This is a genomic window from Pseudomonas sp. MCal1, assembly GCF_026341415.1.
Classification (GTDB): Bacteria; Pseudomonadota; Gammaproteobacteria; order Pseudomonadales; family Pseudomonadaceae; genus Aquipseudomonas.
In genome coordinates this window covers 169,961-187,782 of record NZ_JAKUMP010000009.1, presented here as the reverse complement: position 1 = coordinate 187,782, position 17,822 = coordinate 169,961, and the positions used below count along the sequence as shown (strand labels likewise).

Sequence of the window (17,822 nt, the reverse complement as noted above, 5' to 3'; positions counted from 1 at the left end):
CGACACAAGATGTCCCGACAAGAGAAGCAGCATGGAATGCGCGCAACCCCAGCCAGGTGAAGGCAGCTCAGTCCTTTTGATCGTTGATGATTACCCTGAAAATCTGATCAGCATGCGCGCCTTGCTGCAGCGCCAGGACTGGCAGGTTATGACCGCAGCTTCCGGTTTCGAAGCCCTCAGTTTGCTGCTCGAACACGACGTCGATCTGGTGCTGCTGGATGTGCAGATGCCGGGCATGGACGGTTTTGAAGTCGCGCGTCTGATGCGCGGCAGCCAGCGCACGCGCCTGACCCCGATCATTTTCCTCACCGCCAACGAGCAGTCCCAGGACGCCGTGATCAAGGGCTATGCCAGCGGTGCGGTGGATTACCTGTTCAAACCGTTCGATCCGCAGATTCTCAAACCCAAAGTCCAGGCGTTGCTGGAACATCAACGCAATCGCCGGGCGTTGCAGCGCCTGAGTCAGGATCTGGAGTCGGCGCGGGCCTTCAATGCGTCGGTGCTGGATAACGCTGCCGAAGGGATTCTGGTACTGGGCGAGGAGGGTCTGATCCGCTTCGCCAACCCGGCGATTTCCCGGCTGCTCAATGCACCGGTAAAGGAATTGGAAGGGCAGGAGTTTCTCGATTTCCTGCAGAAACCGCACATTCCGCTGTGGGTCGATTCCGAGTTTTATGCCAGTTACAAACGCGGCGAGACGTTGCGCTTACACGACGCGTTGCTGCGTACCGCACCAGGCCAGCAGGTGCCGGTGGCCTTGTCCTGCGCAGCGTTGCCGAGTGAACAGCACGCGATGGTGGTGACGGTCCTGGACATGTCGGTGGTGCGCCATCTGCATCAACAGCTGGAATTTCAAGCGGTCACTGATCCGCTGACCGGGCTGCTCAATCGTCGGGGTTTCTACCAGACTGTGGAAAACCTGTTGCTGCGCGGCGAGCGCACGGACAGCAGCTGGGTGCTGATGTACCTCGATCTCGACGGCTTCAAAAGGGTCAACGATTCCCTCGGGCATGATGCCGGGGACCGGGTGTTGCGCTGGGTCTCCGAACAACTGAAAGCCTGCCTGCGGCCGTTCGACATTCTGGCGCGGATGGGTGGCGATGAATTCACCGCGCTGCTGGATCTGGAATTCCCCGAACAAGCGGCGAAGATCGCCGAGAAACTCATCGAGCGGGTGTCGATCTGTCAGCAGATCGAAGGCCTCGATATTGCTTTGGGTGCGAGCATCGGCATCGCCACCTACCCGGATTGCGGCAACAACCTCGACGGTTTGATGCGCGCCTCGGACATCGCCATGTACGAGGCCAAGCGTGCCGGGCGTCAGCAATATCGCTTTTACGATCATGAAATGAACGGCCGCGCGCGCTCGCGGCTGATGCTGGAAGAGAGCGTGCGCAACGCCATCGAAAACCGCGATTTCAATCTGGTGTACCAGCCGCAGGTGGCGATTGGCGATGGCCGGATTCGCGGTTTCGAGGCGTTGCTGCGCTGGCAGCACCCGAGCGTCGGCGACGTGCCGCCGGGGTTGTTCCTGCCGTTGCTGGAAGAGGCGACGCTGATCAGCCGGCTCGGCAGCTGGATCTATCATCGCAGCGCCGGGCAGCGTAAGGCGTGGGAGGCCGAGTTCTCAGGAGATCTGGTGATCGGCGTGAGCCTGAGCAACACCCAGTTCGGCCTGCCGAATCTGGTTACCGAATTGCGTCAGGTGCTGGAGCGCCATGGTTTGCAGCCGCACCAGATGGAAGTGGAAGTGACCGAAGAGGCGCTGACGATCAACCCGGACGAGACCCGCAAACAGCTGAAGCTGCTGCGCAATCTCGGGGTGCGGGTGGCGCTGGACGATTTCGGTTCCGGGTCCTGCTCGCTGGCGCATCTGCGCGATCTGGAACTGGATACCCTCAAACTCGATCGGCACCTGATCGCCCGATTGCCGGACTCGTCTCGCGACGCTTCGCTGGTGCGCACGGTCATCGACTTATGCAAGGAATACGGCTTGCTGGTGATTGCCGAAGGCGTGGAAACCGTCGAGCAATATCAGTGGCTGCAAGCTCATGGTTGCGAGTACGTGCAGGGCTTCCTGGTGGCGCGGCCGTTGGTCGCCGAGGACACCGCACGCTTTACCGAGCCGTTCGACTGGAGCGCGTTGGCCGATTGAATTCGCTACACTGGCGGCCTTTTCATGATCTGTGCCGCCCCATGACTGCGTTGAAATACCTCCAGGCCTATCCCGCGAATCTGCAGGATCAGGTGCGCCAATTGATCGCTGACAACCGCCTTGGTGATTACCTGAGCCAACGCTATCCGGGCCGTCACGACGTGCAGAGCGACAAGGCGTTGTACGGTTACGCGCTGGACTTGAAGCAGGAATACCTGCGCAACGCCCCGGCCATCGACAAGGTGCTGTTCGACAACCGCCTCGACCTGACCCACCGCGCCCTCGGCCTGCACACCACGGTCTCGCGGGTGCAGGGCGGCAAGCTCAAGGCCAAGAAAGAGATCCGCATCGCCTCGCTGTTCAAGGACGCCGCGCCTGAGTTTTTGAAGATGATCGTCGTGCACGAACTGGCGCACTTCAAGGAGTCGGATCACAACAAGGCGTTCTATAAATTATGTGAGCACATGCTGCCGGGTTATCACCAGATCGAGTTCGATCTGCGGGTGTACCTGACGTGGCTGGACATGCAATAAGACATCAAACACCGGAGCGCATGCATGGACGTAAGCAAGACCAAGAGCAGTTTCTACCGGCGCTTGTACGTGGCGTACCTGATCGACAGCGGCCTGGCCAGCAGCGTGCCGGCGCTGACCGAGATCACCGGCATGCCCCGGCGTACGGCGCAGGACACCATTGCGGCGCTGGCGGATCTGGATATCGTCTGCGAGTTCGAACAGGAAGAGGGCGCGCGCAATCATGCGGGGCGTTATCGGATTCGGGAGTGGGGGGCGATTGATCGGGGGTGGATCGAGCGCAATCTGCGGCAGATCAAGGCTGTTCTCGAGTATCCCTGACCGATGTAGTCCCTTCGCGGGCAAGCCCGCGAAGGGGAAATCTCAAGACCGACGCATTCCTATGTGCGGAATGTCATCCTCCAGATATTCCTCACCCGCCACCACAAACCCGTACCGCCCGTAATACCCCTGCAAATGCGCCTGGGCCGACAGGTAGATCGGCACTTCAGGCCAACGCTTCTCGGCCTGTTTCAGCGCCTGTTCCATCATTTCATGACCCAACCCCTTGCCACGCCCGGCCGGCGCCGTGAGCACGCGGCCGATCACCACGTCGCCGCCCTGGGATTCCGGGTCCAGCAGGCGCAGGTACGCCACCAGTTGATTACCGTCCCAGCCCATCAAATGGCAGGTGTCACCGTCCAGATCCTGTCCGTCCGGATCCAGGTACGCGCAACGCTGTTCGACCACGAACACTTCCGAGCGCAATTTCAAAATGGCGTACAGCTGCTCCAGTCCCAGATCGCTGTGATGTTTGCAGACCCACTCGATTGTCATCTTCCGATTCCTTGAACTACGTCGCCCGATACTAAGCGCAGCGCCGAAATAAGTCTGTATGGCTGAGAAATCTGTGACAAAGGCCAAAATGCCATCATTCCAATATCGCGGCCCGCCGTACTTTGTGTAATCTGCTGGGAAGCGCTGTGCGATGGCTTCAATGAGCTAATGTTAGGGCCTGGGATTCGCCGGTAAGGGGCCTTGGGGTTTTGACTGAAAACACGCCGGGCGGCCCGCCCGCTAAGGATTTTCAAGCATGCCGCGATTGCATCGAGCCTTTGCTTTGATCGGGTTGCTGTTGCTGGGTCAAAGCGCTGCAGCGGAGAAACTGCGTCTGGTATTCGACGTCTGGCCGCCTTTTACCGATGACACGCTGGTCAACGGTGGGCTGGCAACCGACATCGTCAGCACGGCCCTGGCCCGTGCCGGTTATGCCAGCGCCTATGAGCAGGTGCCCTGGGCGCGGGCGTTGATGGGGGTTGGCGAAGGGCGTTACGACGTGCTGGTCAACGCCTGGTACAACGACGAGCGCACGAAGCTGGGGCAGTTTTCTGCCGAGTATCTGCTCAATCGCGTGCGTTTTCTCAAGCGCAAAGACTCGCCCATCGAATACAACAACCTGCAGGAATTGCACACCTATCCGATTGCGGTCGTGCGCGGCTACGCCTATTCGGCGCCGTTCGATGCCGACGCCGCGTTACAGAAAGTCCCTGTGCATAACTTCGCGATGGCCGTGCGCATGCTGGCGGCGGACCGGGTCAAGCTGACCCTGGAAGACGAATACGTCGCCCGCTATTACCTGGCTCGGGAGTCACCGAAAGTACGCAACGCAGTGGAGTTTCTGCCCAAGCCGCTGAGCGAGAACAGCCTGCACATTCTGGTCAGCCTGAAGAACCCGCAGCACGAACAGATCGTGGCCGGGTTCGACAAGGCGATTGCGTCGATGAAGGCCGATGGCAGCTATGACAAGCTGCTCAGGCAACACGGAATGTAGCCTGAAAGATTTTTAGTGCACGAACGGGCCTCTTCGCGGGCAAGCCCGCTCCCACAGGTACAGCGGCAGTTCACATATTTGTGTACCACACCGACACTGTGGGAGCTGGCTTGCCAGCGATGAGGCCTGTGCGGCCAACTCAGTCTTCGGCTGTGTCTTTGATCAGGTGCGCCGCCAGCGTGCGCAACGGGCCAAGCTGGCGGCAGATCAACGCCAGTTGCGTCTGCACCAGCCGCTGGCCTTCGTCGATTTCGTCCGGCATCTGCTCAAGCTCATTGGCCAGCGCTTCTTCCTCATCACTTTGAATCGCAATCGGCTGTTTGCTCGCCAGACCCTGGGCGATTTCATCGATGCTCGCCGCCAGACTCACCCCGGCACCATCGATCAGATGCTCACGCACCTCGGCCGGCAGTTGGGTTTCCCGGTGCGCGCCGAGGCCTGACAGATAGCTGAGCAAGGTGTGCGACAGCACCAGGAAGCGGAAACCGACGTCGGCTTCCTTCCGGAAATGCCCCGGCTCCATCAGCATGTTCGCCAGCGTCGTGGAGAGTGCCGCGTCGGCGTTGTGCGCGTTGCGCCGGGCCAGTCGATAGGCGAGGTCGTCGCTCTTGCCGGCGGCGTATTGCTGCATGATCTGGCGCAGGTAAATGCTGTTGCAGGTGAGGGTGTTGGCCAGCACCTTGTTCAGGCGCCGACCCTGCCAGTCCGGCAGGAACAGGAACACCGCAAGCCCGGCAATCAGGCTGCCGAGCAAGGTGTCGAACAGTCTTGGCACAAACAGACCATAGCCGTCACCGACCTGGTTGAAGCAGAACAGCACCATGATCGTGATCGCGGCGGTCGCCACGGTGTAGCGGGTGGTGCGGTTGGTAAAGAACACCACGCCGGCGGCGATGGCGAAGCACGACTGCACCAGCGGATTCGGGAACAGATCGAACAGCGCCCAGGCAATCGTCAGACCGATGGCGGTGCCGAAGATACGCTGGCCGAGTTTACGGCGAGTGGCGCCGTAGTTCGGCTGGCAGACGAACAGCGTGGTGAGGATGATCCAGTAACCCTGCGACGGGTGAATCAAATGCACCATGCCGTAGCCGATGCTCAGTGCCAGCGGCAAGCGCAGGGCGTGACGGAACAGCAGCGAGGTCGGCGTCAGCTGCGTGCGCAGACGAATCCACACATCCTTTAAGTTGCGCGGCGAGCGGTCGAGCAGGCTGCTGTCGGTGGCATCCGCCAGCGCATCGGGGTTGCTCGCGTCGCTGAGCAACCGGTCGAGGGTGCCGAGGTTGGCGGCGAGTGCGCGCAACGAACGCAGGAGTCCGCGCCAGGCCGGGTTGCTCTGGATGCGCAGGTGTTCGAGGGAAGCGTGCAGGTCGCTCAGGGCTTCGGCGAAACTCGCGTCGTAAATGAATGGCTGGCGCATCTGGATCGATTCGGCCAGCGCCCGACAGACCTTGCCTTGCTGGCGCAGCAGGCGCTGGCAGCGGAACAGGACATCGCTGTGGAAAAACGCATCGGCCAGGGCGTTGTAGGGATAGTGCGAAGAACTGGCGCGTTCGTGAATGTCTTGCGCCAGGAAGTACAGCTTCAGGTAACGGCTGACTTTCGAGCCGGGCCGACCGTTGCCGACCCGGTGCAGGATGATTTCCTTGGCGCTGTTCAGCGCTGCGACCACCCGACCGTTTTGTTGGGCCAGTTCCAGGCGCCGCGCTTCGACGTCCAGCTGACGGATCGGCTCGAACAGCGAGGCTTTCAGCTTCAGGTAAAAGCCCAGTTCACGGAACAGCCGCGCCAGACTCTGCTGCACCGGCTGGTTGGAAAACATCGCCTGCCACAGCACCGACAGCAGGCCGTACCACGCGGCGCCGGCCACCAGCAGCATCGGCTCATGCCAGAAATCCGTGACCGCGCCACCGCGCTGATCCACGCCGATCATGGTGTAGACGGAAAGAATCAGGGTCGCCGAAGCAATCGCGCCATAACGCTCGCCGAGCGCACCGAGCATGGTCAGGCCGAAACTGGCCAGTGCCAGCGCGATGACGAAAACGATGGGGTAGGGAAACAGCAATTCCACGGACAGCGCCGCGACGCTGAAACACACCAGCGTCACCGCCAGCGCGTTGAGGCGGCCCTGCCAACTGTCGTCGGTCTCGGCCAGGGCGCTGGCGATGATCCCCAGGAACAGCGGAATCAGCAGCCCCATTTCATCCTGATACCAGCACAGCGCCATGCTGCCGGTCAGGGCGATGAACACCCGCACGCTGTAGCTGAATTTATCCAGCGCCCACAGGCGCCGCAAAGACTGACGAAACGAGGTCGAGGACATGAAGTGCGAAGGCCTTCCGAGGCGATGCCGCTAAATTGAGCCAGTAATGACGCCGACGCAATGGCGCCGATCACATCTGACAGCAAAAAGTGTTCCCTACAGCTTCAGCGGTAGCAAATGTGGGAGCGAGCTTGCTCCGGGCGGCGATCCGACGAATGCAATCTGTCAGTCGACACATATGTTGAATGACATTCCTCTTTCGCGAGCAAGCTCGCTCCCACAGTTTGATTTGTGTTTCGTCAGACGTACTGCGCGGCGGCGTAGCCAGAGGCCCAGGCCCACTGGAAGTTGAAACCGCCCAGATGCCCGGTGACATCCAGCACTTCACCAACGAAGTACAGGCCCGGGCTTTTCAGCGATTCCATGGTCTTGGACGACACTTCGCGGGTGTCGACCCCACCCAGCGTTACCTCGGCGGTGCGGTAGCCCTCGGTGCCGGCCGGCACGACTTTCCAGCTGCCCAGCTTCTCGGCGATGTCCGCCAGTTCGGCGTGGGTGTACTGCTTCATCGGTTTGGAGACGAACCAGTTGTCCGCCAGCAGGTTGGCCATCTTCTTGGTGAAGATTTCGCCGAGCAGGGTTTTCAGTTCGCTGTTCGGACGCTCGGCGGTCTGCTGTTGCAGCCAGCTTGCGGCGTCGTGATCGGGCAGCAGGTTGATTTCGACCGTGTCGCCCGGCTCCCAGAACGAGGAAATCTGCAGAATCGCCGGGCCGCTGAGGCCGCGGTGGGTGAACAGGATGTTCTCGCGAAAGCTCTGGTCGTTGCAGCTGACCAGACAATCCACCGAGGTGCCGGACAGCTCGGTGCACAAATCCTTGAGCTGGTCGGTGATGGTGAACGGCACCAGCCCGGCGCGGGTCGGCAGCAGGTCGTGGCCGAACTGTTTGGCGACCTGGTAACCGAAACCGGTGGCGCCCAGCGTCGGGATCGACAGCCCGCCAGTGGCGATCACCAGCGACTGGCACTGGATCTGGCCGAGTGTGGTGTCGAGCAGGTAACCGCCTTCAACCTTTTCGATGGTCTGGATCGAGGTTTCGAGGTGCAGGTTGACGCCGACCTGATCGCATTCGTCCAGGAGCATGCCGAGGATGTCGCTGGATTTGTTATCACAGAACAGCTGACCGAGTTTCTTCTCGTGATACGGCACGCCGTGCTTGGCGACCATGCCGATGAAATCCCACTGGGTGTAGCGGGCCAGCGCGGATTTGCAGAAATGCGAATTCTGCGAGAGGAAATTGCTCGGTTCGGTGTACATGTTGGTGAAGTTGCAGCGCCCACCGCCGGACATCAGGATTTTCTTGCCGGCCTTGTTCGCGTGGTCGAGCAGCAACACCTGACGCCCGCGCCCGGCGGCGGTCAGTGCACACATCAACCCTGCGGCGCCAGCGCCAATGATCACGACTTCGGTAGAGCGCAAAACGGTGTCCTCACACAATGACCACGCAGATCGTTCCCACGCTCTGCGTGGGAAAGCATCCTGTGACGCTCCGCGTCACGATTCAAAAGCGGACGCAGAGCGTCCATGGCGGCATTCCCACGCGGAGCGTGGGAACGATCATTTAAGCGTTCTTACAAAACCCGAACGCGCAGCGAACGACCCTTGATCTTGCCGTTGTTCAAACGCTGCAGCGCCTGCATGACCACGGTGCGTTCAACCGCCACGTAAGACTGGAAATCGAAGATCGCGATCTTGCCGACCTGAGCGCCCGGAATGCCGGCTTCGCCGGTCAGTGCGCCGAGAATGTCGCCCGGACGCACTTTGTCCTTGCGCCCGCCAGCGATGCACAGCGTGCTCATCGGCGGTTGCAGCGGGGCACCGCCCTGGGACTTGAGGTTGTCCAACTGATCCCAGTTCAGCGGGGTTTTCTGCAATTGTTCGATGGCTTGCGCGCGGTGCGCTTCGGACGGCGCCACCAGGCTGACCGCGATGCCTTTCTCGCCGGCACGACCGGTACGGCCGACGCGGTGAATGTGGATTTCCGAATCGCGGGCCAGCTCGACGTTGATCACCATGTCCAGCGAATCGATGTCCAGGCCGCGGGCGGCGACGTCGGTAGCCACCAGCACCGAGGTGCTGCGATTGGCGAACATCGCCAGCACCTGATCGCGGTCACGCTGTTCCAGATCACCGTGCAGGCCGACGGCGGAAATGCCTTTGGAGGTCAGATGATCGACGGTTTCCTGCACTTGCTGCTTGGTGAAGCAGAAGGCCACGGTGGAGGCCGGGCGGAAGTGGTGCAGAACCTTGGTCACCGCACTCATGCGTTCTTCCGGGGAAATCTCGTAGAAGCGCTGTTCGATCTGGGTGTCGTCGTGGAACGCTTCGGCCTTGACCGTTTGCGGGTCACGCATGAACTTCGACGCCAGTTGCTTGATGCCCACCGGATAGGTGGCCGAGAACAACAGGGTCTGACGGCGGGCCGGGGTCTGCTCGATGATGTCTTCGATGGCGTCGTAGAAACCCATGTCGAGCATTCGGTCGGCTTCGTCGAGGATCAGCGTGTTCAGGCCGTCGAGGACCAGCGAACCCTTGCGCAGGTGCTGCTGGATGCGGCCCGGCGTGCCGACGATGATGTGCGCGCCGTGCTCCAGCGAGCCGATCTGCGGGCCGAAGGACACGCCGCCGCACAGGGTCAGGACCTTGATGTTGTCTTCGGCACGGGCCAGACGACGGATTTCCTTGGCGACCTGGTCGGCCAGTTCGCGGGTCGGGCAAATCACCAGCGCCTGGCAACCGAAGTAGCGCGGATTGATCGGGTTCAGCAGGCCGATACCGAACGCGGCGGTCTTGCCGCTGCCGGTCTTGGCCTGGGCGATCAGGTCCATCCCCTTGAGGATCACCGGCAAGCTCTGCGCCTGGATCGGCGTCATCTGGGCATAACCGAGGGAGTCGAGGTTAGCCAGCATGGCGGCGGACAGCGGCAAAGTATTAAAAGCGGTGGCGATGGTGGTCACGGGACTGGCCTGCAAAACAAAATGTCGCGCAGTGTAGCAGCCTCTGGCCACTTTCCTCGAAAGTTCTGGACGAACGCAAAGCCTGTGACGAGGGCCGGTTCCCTCGCCACGCGGACCCCGGTCAATGCTCGATATGTTCCTCACGGCGTTTGGTACGCCGTCCGTCCTCTTTCGATAGCTGCGAGAAAATCGTCGCGGCCAGCATCGCCATGATCCCCACGGTCACGAACGTTAGCTGAAATGCGCCCAACACGGTCTCAACGCCGTCATTGCCGACTTGTGCCGTAAAGCCGCCGAGCAACGCACCGGCGCAGGCCACGCCCAGGCTCAGCGACAACTGCGCCACCACCGACAGCAAACTGTTGCCGCTGCTGGCGCTGGCGTCGTCGAGATCGATCAGGGTCACGGTGTTCATGGCGGTGAATTGCAGCGAGTTGATCGCCCCCAGAATCGCCAGCAGGCATAGCAGCAGCCAGTACGGCGTCTGCTCGCTGACCAGACCCATGCTCGCCAGCATGATTCCCAGCAGCAGGGTGTTGCCGGTCAGCACGATGCGATAGCCCAGACGTTCGATCAGCGGTCGCGCGCCCCACTTGGCGACCATCGCGGCTGCGGCCAAAGGCAACATGCTCATCCCGGCCTGGGACGGCGAATAACCCAGCGCCACTTGCAGCAGCAACGGCACCAGAAACGGCAGGGCGCCGCTGCCAAGGCGAGCGAACAGGTTGCCGAGAATGCCGACGGCGAAGGTGCGGGTCTTGAACAGCGACGGCGCGAACAAAGGGTTTTCAATGTGCCCGGCGCGTAACCAGTACGCCGCCAGACACGCCATGCCGCCGAACAGCAGCAACATCACCCGCAAGTGCGGCAGGTGCAGTTCGCCGAGGCCTTCCATGGCGATGGTGATCAGCACCATCGCCGCACCGAACAGCAGAAATCCCAGACTGTCGAAGCGCGTGCGCTCGGTGCCGCGCAGGTCGGGGATGAATTTCCACACCGCATAGCAACCGATGACGCCGACGGGCAGGTTGATCAGGAAGATCCAGTGCCACGTCAGGTATTCCACCATCCAGCCGCCCATGGTCGGGCCGATCAGCGGACCGAGCAGGCCGGGAATGGTGATGAAGCCCATGATCCGCACCAGTTCCGAACGCGGGTAGGCGCGCAGCACCACCAAGCGTCCGACCGGCAGCATCAGCGCGCCGCCGAGCCCCTGGATCACGCGTGCGCCGATCAGCATGCTCAGGCTGCTCGACAAGGCGCAGAGCAGCGAGCCGAGGCTGAACAGCAGGATCGCGCCGAAGAAGATTTTCTTGGTGCCGAAGCGGTCGGCGATCCAGCCCGAGGCCGGAATCAGCAGGGCCACGGTGAGCATGTAGGCGATGATCACGCCCTGCATGCGCAACGGGTCTTCGGCCAGGTCCCTAGCCATGGCCGGCAGGGCGGTGTTGAGGATGGTGCCGTCGAGGGACTGCATGAAGAAAGCGATGGCGACGACCCACGGCAACCAGCGGGCGGTGATGGCGTCGAGTGGCGGGCGGTTGGGCATGGAACCTCTTGTTGTCTGGAAGATGATCGTTCCCTCGCTCTGCGTGGGAACGCCGCCATGGACGCTCTGCGTCCGCTTTTGGCTGGGACGCGGAGCGTCCCGGGCTGCATTCCCACGCAGAGCGTGGGAACGATCAGGTCGGAAGGTTAGAGAGTCAGGGTCAATCGGCTCACCAGCGCCCCCGGCAACAGTGCCGACGAGGTATTGCGCTGGCTGTAAGTGCTCGCCGACAGCAGCAATTCCCGTTCGGCGGTCAATGCTTCCAGCTGCGAACCCAGCAGGCTGTAGGCGCTGTCGTCGAAACGCATGGTGCTGACCGGCGCCTGAATCTCTCCGTTCTCGACCCAGAACGTGGCAAACCGGGTCATGCCGGTCAGTCGCGCCGCCGGTTGATCGGAGAAGTTCAGGTACCACAGGTTGCTGATGTACAAACCGGTGCCCAACTGCTTGAGGATCTCGGCCTGCGGCAGATCACCGGCACCCATGTTCAGCGCGCTCGGCGATTCGCCACCACCGGCGCCGTTGGCCGAAAGCCCGTATTCGGCAGCACTGCGCGAACCGACCAATTGATCACCTGCCTTGCCTTCGATGATCAACCGCAGATCGCTGCGCGGGTAACCTTCGCCGGAGAACGCCGGGCTCAGCGAGTCGCTGACTTTTTCGTCCAGGGACACCAGCGGACTGAACGCCTGATCGCCGGCATACAGCTTCTGCAACGGGCTGCTCTTGCTGGCAATCGACTGCGCCGAAAAACCGCCCCAGCACAACATGCCCATGATTTCTTCCAGGGCCGCCGGCGCCAGATAGGCGCGGTATTGACCGGGCGGCAAGGTGCGCAGCGGTCGCCCCAGAAACTCGAGTTGCTCGCGGGCCTGCTGGATGCGTCTGGCGAAGTCTTCGCTGATCCAGTCATGCCCGGCGTAGCTGGCCTTCACCGCTTCGCCGTTCTCGTGGAACAGGCTGAAGTCGAAGTTGAAGCTGTTGGCCTGATGCCAGCCGAATGCGCCGGAAGAACTGGCGAAACCGCGGCTGATCGGGCCGGCAGCGTAGAAGCCGACCAGATCCAGACCTTCGGCCGCCTGGGCAATTTCAGCCACCACCTGCTCGGTGTCCGGCAGTGGATGTTCCTGCACGTTCTTGCTCTGCCAGCTGTTGTGGTTGAGCAACAGGTACGGATCCTGCGGCAGCAACGGCAGGGTTTCGCGCAGTTGCTGCAAGCCTTCGGCGAGGCGTTGCAGATCGGTGGCCTGCTCACCGGACAGCGTGATGTGCAGGTCGGCATGACGACCGTCGTCGATCAGTTTCAGGCCGATACCGGCTTGCTGGACTTGCCCGGCCTGACGCACCTTGGCGTGGTTGAAGCGCACGAAGGCCGAGGATTCGGCGTCATAACTCAGGGTGAACTGTTCCGGCTCGCGCACGGCATCGCGCAGCCAGTCGACCAGCACCTTGAACGCCTCGGACGGGTTCTTGGAAATACTCATCAGGCGTCTCCCCCAAACACATCAACATTGCTGAACACGCAGGCCGGCGACGCATGGCCGACGCGGATCACCTGGTTCGGTTCGCCCTTGCCGCAGTTCGGCGTGCCCAGCACCTGGGTGGTGCCGGCGTTGCCGACGGCGCGCAGGCTCTTCCAGAAATGCGCGGAAATGCCCCGGTAGTTCGGATTCTTCACGACGCCCTTGAGTTCGCCGTTTTCGATCAACTGGCCCCATTCGCAGCCGAACTGAAATTTGTTGCGTGCATCGTCGATCGACCAGGAACGGTTGGTGCTCATCAGGATGCCGTTTTCGATACCGCCGATCAGTTGCTCCAGCGGCTGGTCGCCCGGCTCGATGTTGAGGTTGGCCATGCGGTCGATCGGCGGTCGGTTCCAGCCGCAGGCGCGGCTGTTGGCGACGCCGTCCAGACCCGCGCGGAACTGCGACAAGGCACCGCCCAACGGCCGGACCAGCAGGCCTTCGCGAATCAGGAATTGCTTGCTGGCCCTGGAGCCGTCGTCATCGTGACCGTAACTCGCCAGTTCTTCGGGAATGCCCGGATCGAACGTCACGTTGAGCAGTTTCGAGCCGTATTGCAGGCTGCCGAAATCCGAGGCTTTGACGAAACTGGTGCCGGCGTAATTGCGCTCGTCGCCGAGGATCCGGTCGAGCTCCAGCGGGTGGCCGATGGATTCGTGGATCTGCAACATCATCTGGTCGGGCATCAGCAGCAGGTCGCGAGGGCCTTGCGGGGTGTTCGGCGCGAGCAGCAGTTGCAGTGCCTGATCGGCGACTTGCGGGCCGGCGCCAATCAGGCCGCAACGGCTGATCACGTCAGCGCCGCCCTGCTGGCCGAAGTTCTCGCGGCCGAGGCTGCGGGTCTGGCTGTCGCTGCCGTCGTAGGCGGTGACGTCCAGGCCCGGGTAGACGAAACGCTGGGCCTGACGCAATTCGGCGCCGGCGCTGCTCAGGTAGATCTGTTCGACGTGGGTGATGCCGATGCTCACTTGCCAATTCACCAGGCGCTCATCCTTTGGCACCGAGGCGGATTCCGCGCCGAGCAGCTCGAAGCATTCGCTCAGGGACGGAAAGGGTTGTTCGAGATTGGGTGAAAAGTAGTCGGCGCGGTCGCTGGACACCGGCTGCTGGCTCAGGTCGAGCAGGGCGTGCGGCTTGATCCGTCGGGCCTGTTGTTCGGCGCGCTCGAGGGCGGCTTGCAGGCCTTGTTGCGACAGGTCATTGGTCGCGGCATAGGCTTCGACGCCGTTGACCCGGACGGTGAGCATCGCGCCTTCATCGCGGCTCAGGCTCGGCGGTTCGGCGACGTTCTTGCGCACCGACAGGTACTGGCCGGACTCGCGGACATACCTCAAGGAAAAGAACTCGGCGCCCGTGCGCAAGGCAGCGAAGCGCTGCTTGAGCTGGGGGTGGAAATCGAACATCAGGGAACCTCCTTGTCATGGGAGCAGCGGCGCAGCGGATGCGGCGGGGAGGGGGGTGAAACGATTGGGCGAGGACTAGAGTAGGCCTGCGAGGGGGTAGGATCAAGTGAAGAGGGGGTGTAGGAAACAGCTGATCGCTCCCACGCAAAACGTGGAAGCGATCAAGGGGGAGTCTTACGGCTTACTGAGCAACAGTGCTCACTTCACGCATCGGCTTGCCTTTCACCGGCGCATCGCCAGCGACGTAGTACGGCGCCTTGCTGCGCGGCAGTGGCTGACGACCACGGATCTTGTCGGCGATTTTCTCGGCCATCATGATCGTCGGCGCATTCAGGTTGCCGGTGGTGATGATCGGCATGATCGAAGCATCGACCACACGCAGACCCTGCATGCCATGCACGCGGCCCTGGCCGTCCACTACGGCCATCTCGTCGGTGCCCATCTTGCACGAGCAGGAAGGGTGGAACGCGGTTTCGGCGTGCTCGCGGATGAACTTGTCCAGCTGCTCATCGGTTTGCACTTCGATGCCCGGGCTGATTTCGCGGCCACGGAAGGCGTCCAGTGCAGGCTGTTGCATGATTTCACGGGTCAGGCGGATGCCGTCACGGAATTCCTGCCAGTCCTGCTCGGTGGCCATGTAGTTGAACAGGATGCTCGGGTGCTGGCGCGGATCCTTGGATTTGACCTGGACGCGACCGCGGCTCGGCGAACGCATGGAACCCATGTGCGCCTGGAAACCGTGCTCTTTCACACCGTTGCTGCCGTTGTAGTTAATCGCCACCGGCAGGAAGTGGTACTGGATGTTCGGCCACTCGAATTCCGGACGGGTGCGGATGAAACCGCCGGCTTCGAACTGGTTGCTGGCGCCGATGCCGGTGCCGTTGAACAGCCACTCGGCACCGATGGCCGGCTGGTTGTACCAGAGCAGCGACGGGTACAGCGAAACCGGTTGGGTGCAGGCGTATTGCAGGTACAGCTCGAGGTGATCCTGCAGGTTTTCGCCGACGCCCGGCAGATCGTGAACGACCGGGATGTCGAGGCTTTCCAGCAGTTTCGCCGGGCCGACACCGGAGCGTTGAAGCAGTTGCGGCGAAGCGATCGCGCCGGAGCAGACGATGACTTCTTTGCGGGCGCGGGCTTCAACGCGCTCTTCGGCAGCGCCGACCAGGTAACGCACGCCAACGGCACGTTTGCCTTCGAACAGAACCTTGTCAGTCAGGGCGTGAGTGACGATGGTCAGGGTCGAACGCTTTTTGGCCACGTCCAGGTAACCCCGGGCGGTGGAAGCACGACGGCCGTTCGGCGTCACGGTGCGGTCCATCGGGCCGAAACCTTCCTGCTGGTAGCCGTTCAAGTCTTCGGTGCGCGGGTAACCGGCCTGTACGCCAGCTTCAACCATCGCGTGGAACAGCGGGTTGTTGCCCGCCTTCGGCGTGGTCACGCTGACCGGACCGTCGCCACCGTGGTAGTCGTTCGGGCCGATGTCGCGGGTTTCCGCTTTACGGAAGTACGGCAGGCAATCGAGGTAGGTCCAGTCTTCCAGGCCTGGCAGTTTCGCCCAGCCGTCGTAGTCCATCGCGTTGCCGCGGATGTAGCACATGCCGTTGATCAGCGAGGAACCGCCGAGGCCCTTGCCGCGACCGCATTCCATCCGGCGACCGTCCATGTGTGGCTCTGGATCGGTTTCGTATGCCCAGTTGTAGCGACGACCTTGCAGCGGGAAGGCCAGAGCGGCCGGCATTTGCGTGCGGAAGTCGAAACGGTAGTCCGGGCCGCCGGCTTCGAGCAGCAGGACGGTGACGCCTTCGTCTTCAGTCAGGCGGGTCGCCAGGGTGTTACCGGCAGAGCCGGCACCGACGATGATGTAATCGAATTCTTGGGACATTGCATGCACCCTCTTTGAAAGTTGGTCAGGTCAGGCCTGGCGAGTGCTTTGCACTCGATTCGCGGGCAAGCCCGCTCCCTCAGGGATCGGGGCTGCCACAGATTGGGTGGGCGGCACCCGACCTGTGGGAGCTGGCTTGCCAGCGAAGGCGGCCTCGCGAGCAATACAGAACTCGGGTCTTAGAACACCGAGACGTAATCGCCCAGTTCGACCTGTACCGATTTGATGCGAGTGAAGTTGTTCAGCGAGCTGATGCCGTTCTCACGGCCGACGCCCGACTGCTTGTAACCGCCAACCGGCATTTTTGCGTCGGACTCGCCCCAGGCGTTGATCCAGCAGATACCGGCTTCCAGTTGATGAATCACGCGGTGGGCGCGGTTCAGGTCGCGGGTGACGATACCGGCGGCCAGGCCGAAGTCGGTGTCGTTGGCGCGACGGATGACTTCTTCTTCGGTTTCGTAGGTCAGGATCGACATCACCGGGCCGAAGATTTCCTCACGGACGATGGTCATGTCGTCGGTGCAGTCGGTGAACACGGTCGGAGCCACGAACGCGCCCTTGGCGAATTCGCCGTCGGTCATGCGCTCGCCGCCGCACAGAACGCGGGCGCCTTCTTCTTTACCCTTGGCGATGTAGCCCAGCACGTTTTCCATGTGCGCGAAGCTGACCAGCGGGCCGAAGTTGGTGTTTTCATCTTCCGGGTTGCCAACGCGGATGCGGGCGACGCGCTCGACGATCTTGGCTTCGAAAGCGGCTTTCAGGTGGCTCGGCACAAACACGCGAGTGCCGTTGGTGCAGACCTGACCGGAGCTGTAGAAGTTGGCCATCATGGCGGTGTCGGCGGCGCGATCCAGGTCGGCGTCGTCGCAGATGATCAGCGGGGACTTGCCGCCCAGCTCCATGGTCACGTCTTTGAGCGACGAAGCCGAAGCGCTGGCCATGACCTTTTTGCCGGTGTCGGTGCCGCCGGTGAAGGAGACTTTCTCGATGCGCGGGTGCTCGGTCAGCCAGGTGCCGACTTCACGGCCGCTGCCGGTCAGCACGTTGAACACGCCGTTCGGAACGCCGGCTTCGGTGTAGATCTCGGCCAGTTTCAGGGTGGTCAGCGAGGTGACTTCGCTTGGCTTGAAGATCATCGCGTTACCGGCCGCCAGGGCTGGAGCGGATTTCCACAGGGCGATCTGGATCGGGTAGTTCCACGCGCCGATACCGGCGACAACGCCCAGCGGTTCGCGACGGGTGTAGACAAACGAGGTGTCACGCAGCGGGATCTGCTCGCCTTCGATGGCAGGCACCAGGCCTGCGTAGTATTCCAGCACGTCGGCGCCGGTGACGATGTCGACGTACTTGGTTTCGGAGAAGGCTTTACCGGTGTCCAGGGTTTCCAGGGCAGCCAGTTCATCGTTGCGCTCGCGCAGGATGTCGACGGCGCGACGCAGGATGCGCGAACGCTCCATGGCGGTCATCGCGGCCCAGATTTTCTGGCCCTTTTCGGCGCTGACCACAGCACGCTCGACGTCTTCCTTGGTCGCACGTTGCACGTGTGCGAGGACTTCACCGTTAGCCGGGTTGATGGCTTCGAAGGTGGCATCGCTGCCGGCGTCGGAGTACGCGCCATCGATGTAGAGTTTTTGCAGTTCGAAACGGGCCATAGTGTCCTCGCAAGTGCATTAGTGGTTGGCGTT

13 protein-coding genes are annotated in these 17,822 nt (G+C 62.0%); 4 read left to right on the top strand and 9 right to left on the bottom strand.

Features of this window, described 5'->3' with window-relative positions; genetic code table 11:
* Nucleotides 1–31 precede the first annotated feature (31 nt).
* Genes MKZ87_RS16640 through MKZ87_RS16630 form a run of 3 tightly spaced genes read left to right on the top strand, consistent with a single transcriptional unit; the run spans nucleotide 32 to nucleotide 3,009 of the window.
* A complete protein-coding gene (locus tag MKZ87_RS16640; protein ID WP_085697802.1) occupies nucleotides 32–2,155 on the top strand; it encodes a putative bifunctional diguanylate cyclase/phosphodiesterase in 2,124 nt (707 codons plus the stop codon).
* Between the two features lie 41 nt (nucleotides 2,156–2,196).
* Nucleotides 2,197–2,688, top strand: coding sequence for a M48 family metallopeptidase (locus tag MKZ87_RS16635; protein WP_227233746.1), 492 nt, complete (start codon nucleotides 2,197–2,199; stop codon nucleotides 2,686–2,688).
* 24 nt (nucleotides 2,689–2,712) lie between these two features.
* Complete coding sequence (locus MKZ87_RS16630; RefSeq protein WP_085697800.1) at nucleotides 2,713–3,009, top strand: winged helix-turn-helix domain-containing protein; 297 nt, start codon at nucleotides 2,713–2,715, stop codon at nucleotides 3,007–3,009.
* Nucleotides 3,010–3,051: 42 nt separating this feature from the next.
* Here MKZ87_RS16630 and MKZ87_RS16625 read toward each other — a convergent pair whose 3' ends face one another.
* The gene (locus MKZ87_RS16625; RefSeq protein ID WP_085697799.1) at nucleotides 3,052–3,504 is read right to left on the bottom strand and encodes a GNAT family N-acetyltransferase; all 453 of its coding nucleotides are present in this window, start codon (nucleotides 3,502–3,504) and stop codon (nucleotides 3,052–3,054) included.
* A gap of 256 nt (nucleotides 3,505–3,760) precedes the next feature.
* On the opposite strand from MKZ87_RS16625, the gene MKZ87_RS16620 reads away from it, so the two are divergent.
* Nucleotides 3,761–4,498, top strand: coding sequence for a substrate-binding periplasmic protein (locus MKZ87_RS16620; protein WP_085697798.1), 738 nt, complete (start codon nucleotides 3,761–3,763; stop codon nucleotides 4,496–4,498).
* Nucleotides 4,499–4,637: 139 nt separating this feature from the next.
* Here MKZ87_RS16620 and yccS read toward each other — a convergent pair whose 3' ends face one another.
* From yccS to betB, 8 genes are all read right to left on the bottom strand, one after another.
* The gene (gene yccS / locus MKZ87_RS16615) at nucleotides 4,638–6,821 is read right to left on the bottom strand and encodes a YccS family putative transporter (protein WP_266201333.1); all 2,184 of its coding nucleotides are present in this window, start codon (nucleotides 6,819–6,821) and stop codon (nucleotides 4,638–4,640) included.
* A gap of 239 nt (nucleotides 6,822–7,060) precedes the next feature.
* The gene (locus MKZ87_RS16610) at nucleotides 7,061–8,239 is read right to left on the bottom strand and encodes an NAD(P)/FAD-dependent oxidoreductase (protein ID WP_266201331.1); all 1,179 of its coding nucleotides are present in this window, start codon (nucleotides 8,237–8,239) and stop codon (nucleotides 7,061–7,063) included.
* Nucleotides 8,240–8,391: 152 nt separating this feature from the next.
* Nucleotides 8,392–9,777 (bottom strand): ATP-dependent RNA helicase DbpA, encoded by a 1,386-nt coding sequence (gene dbpA, locus MKZ87_RS16605; protein WP_085697910.1) that lies wholly within the window; start codon nucleotides 9,775–9,777, stop codon nucleotides 8,392–8,394.
* A gap of 121 nt (nucleotides 9,778–9,898) precedes the next feature.
* On the bottom strand, nucleotides 9,899–11,326 hold the full coding sequence (gene mdtD / locus MKZ87_RS16600) for a multidrug transporter subunit MdtD (protein ID WP_085697795.1): 1,428 nt from the start codon (nucleotides 11,324–11,326) through the stop codon (nucleotides 9,899–9,901).
* 146 nt (nucleotides 11,327–11,472) lie between these two features.
* Nucleotides 11,473–12,810: a TldD/PmbA family protein gene (locus MKZ87_RS16595; protein WP_266201329.1), complete on the bottom strand. Its 1,338-nt coding sequence runs from the start codon at nucleotides 12,808–12,810 to the stop codon at nucleotides 11,473–11,475.
* Entirely contained in the window at nucleotides 12,810–14,252 is a 1,443-nt protein-coding gene (locus MKZ87_RS16590; RefSeq protein WP_085697793.1) for a TldD/PmbA family protein, read from the bottom strand. The genes MKZ87_RS16595 and MKZ87_RS16590 overlap by 1 nt, the downstream gene beginning before the upstream one ends.
* Nucleotides 14,253–14,433: 181 nt before the next feature.
* Nucleotides 14,434–16,137: a choline dehydrogenase gene (gene betA, locus MKZ87_RS16585; protein WP_085702875.1), complete on the bottom strand. Its 1,704-nt coding sequence runs from the start codon at nucleotides 16,135–16,137 to the stop codon at nucleotides 14,434–14,436.
* A 179-nt stretch (nucleotides 16,138–16,316) separates the two neighbouring features.
* A complete protein-coding gene (gene betB, locus MKZ87_RS16580; RefSeq protein WP_085697791.1) occupies nucleotides 16,317–17,789 on the bottom strand; it encodes a betaine-aldehyde dehydrogenase in 1,473 nt (490 codons plus the stop codon).
* Nucleotides 17,790–17,822 lie beyond the last annotated feature (33 nt).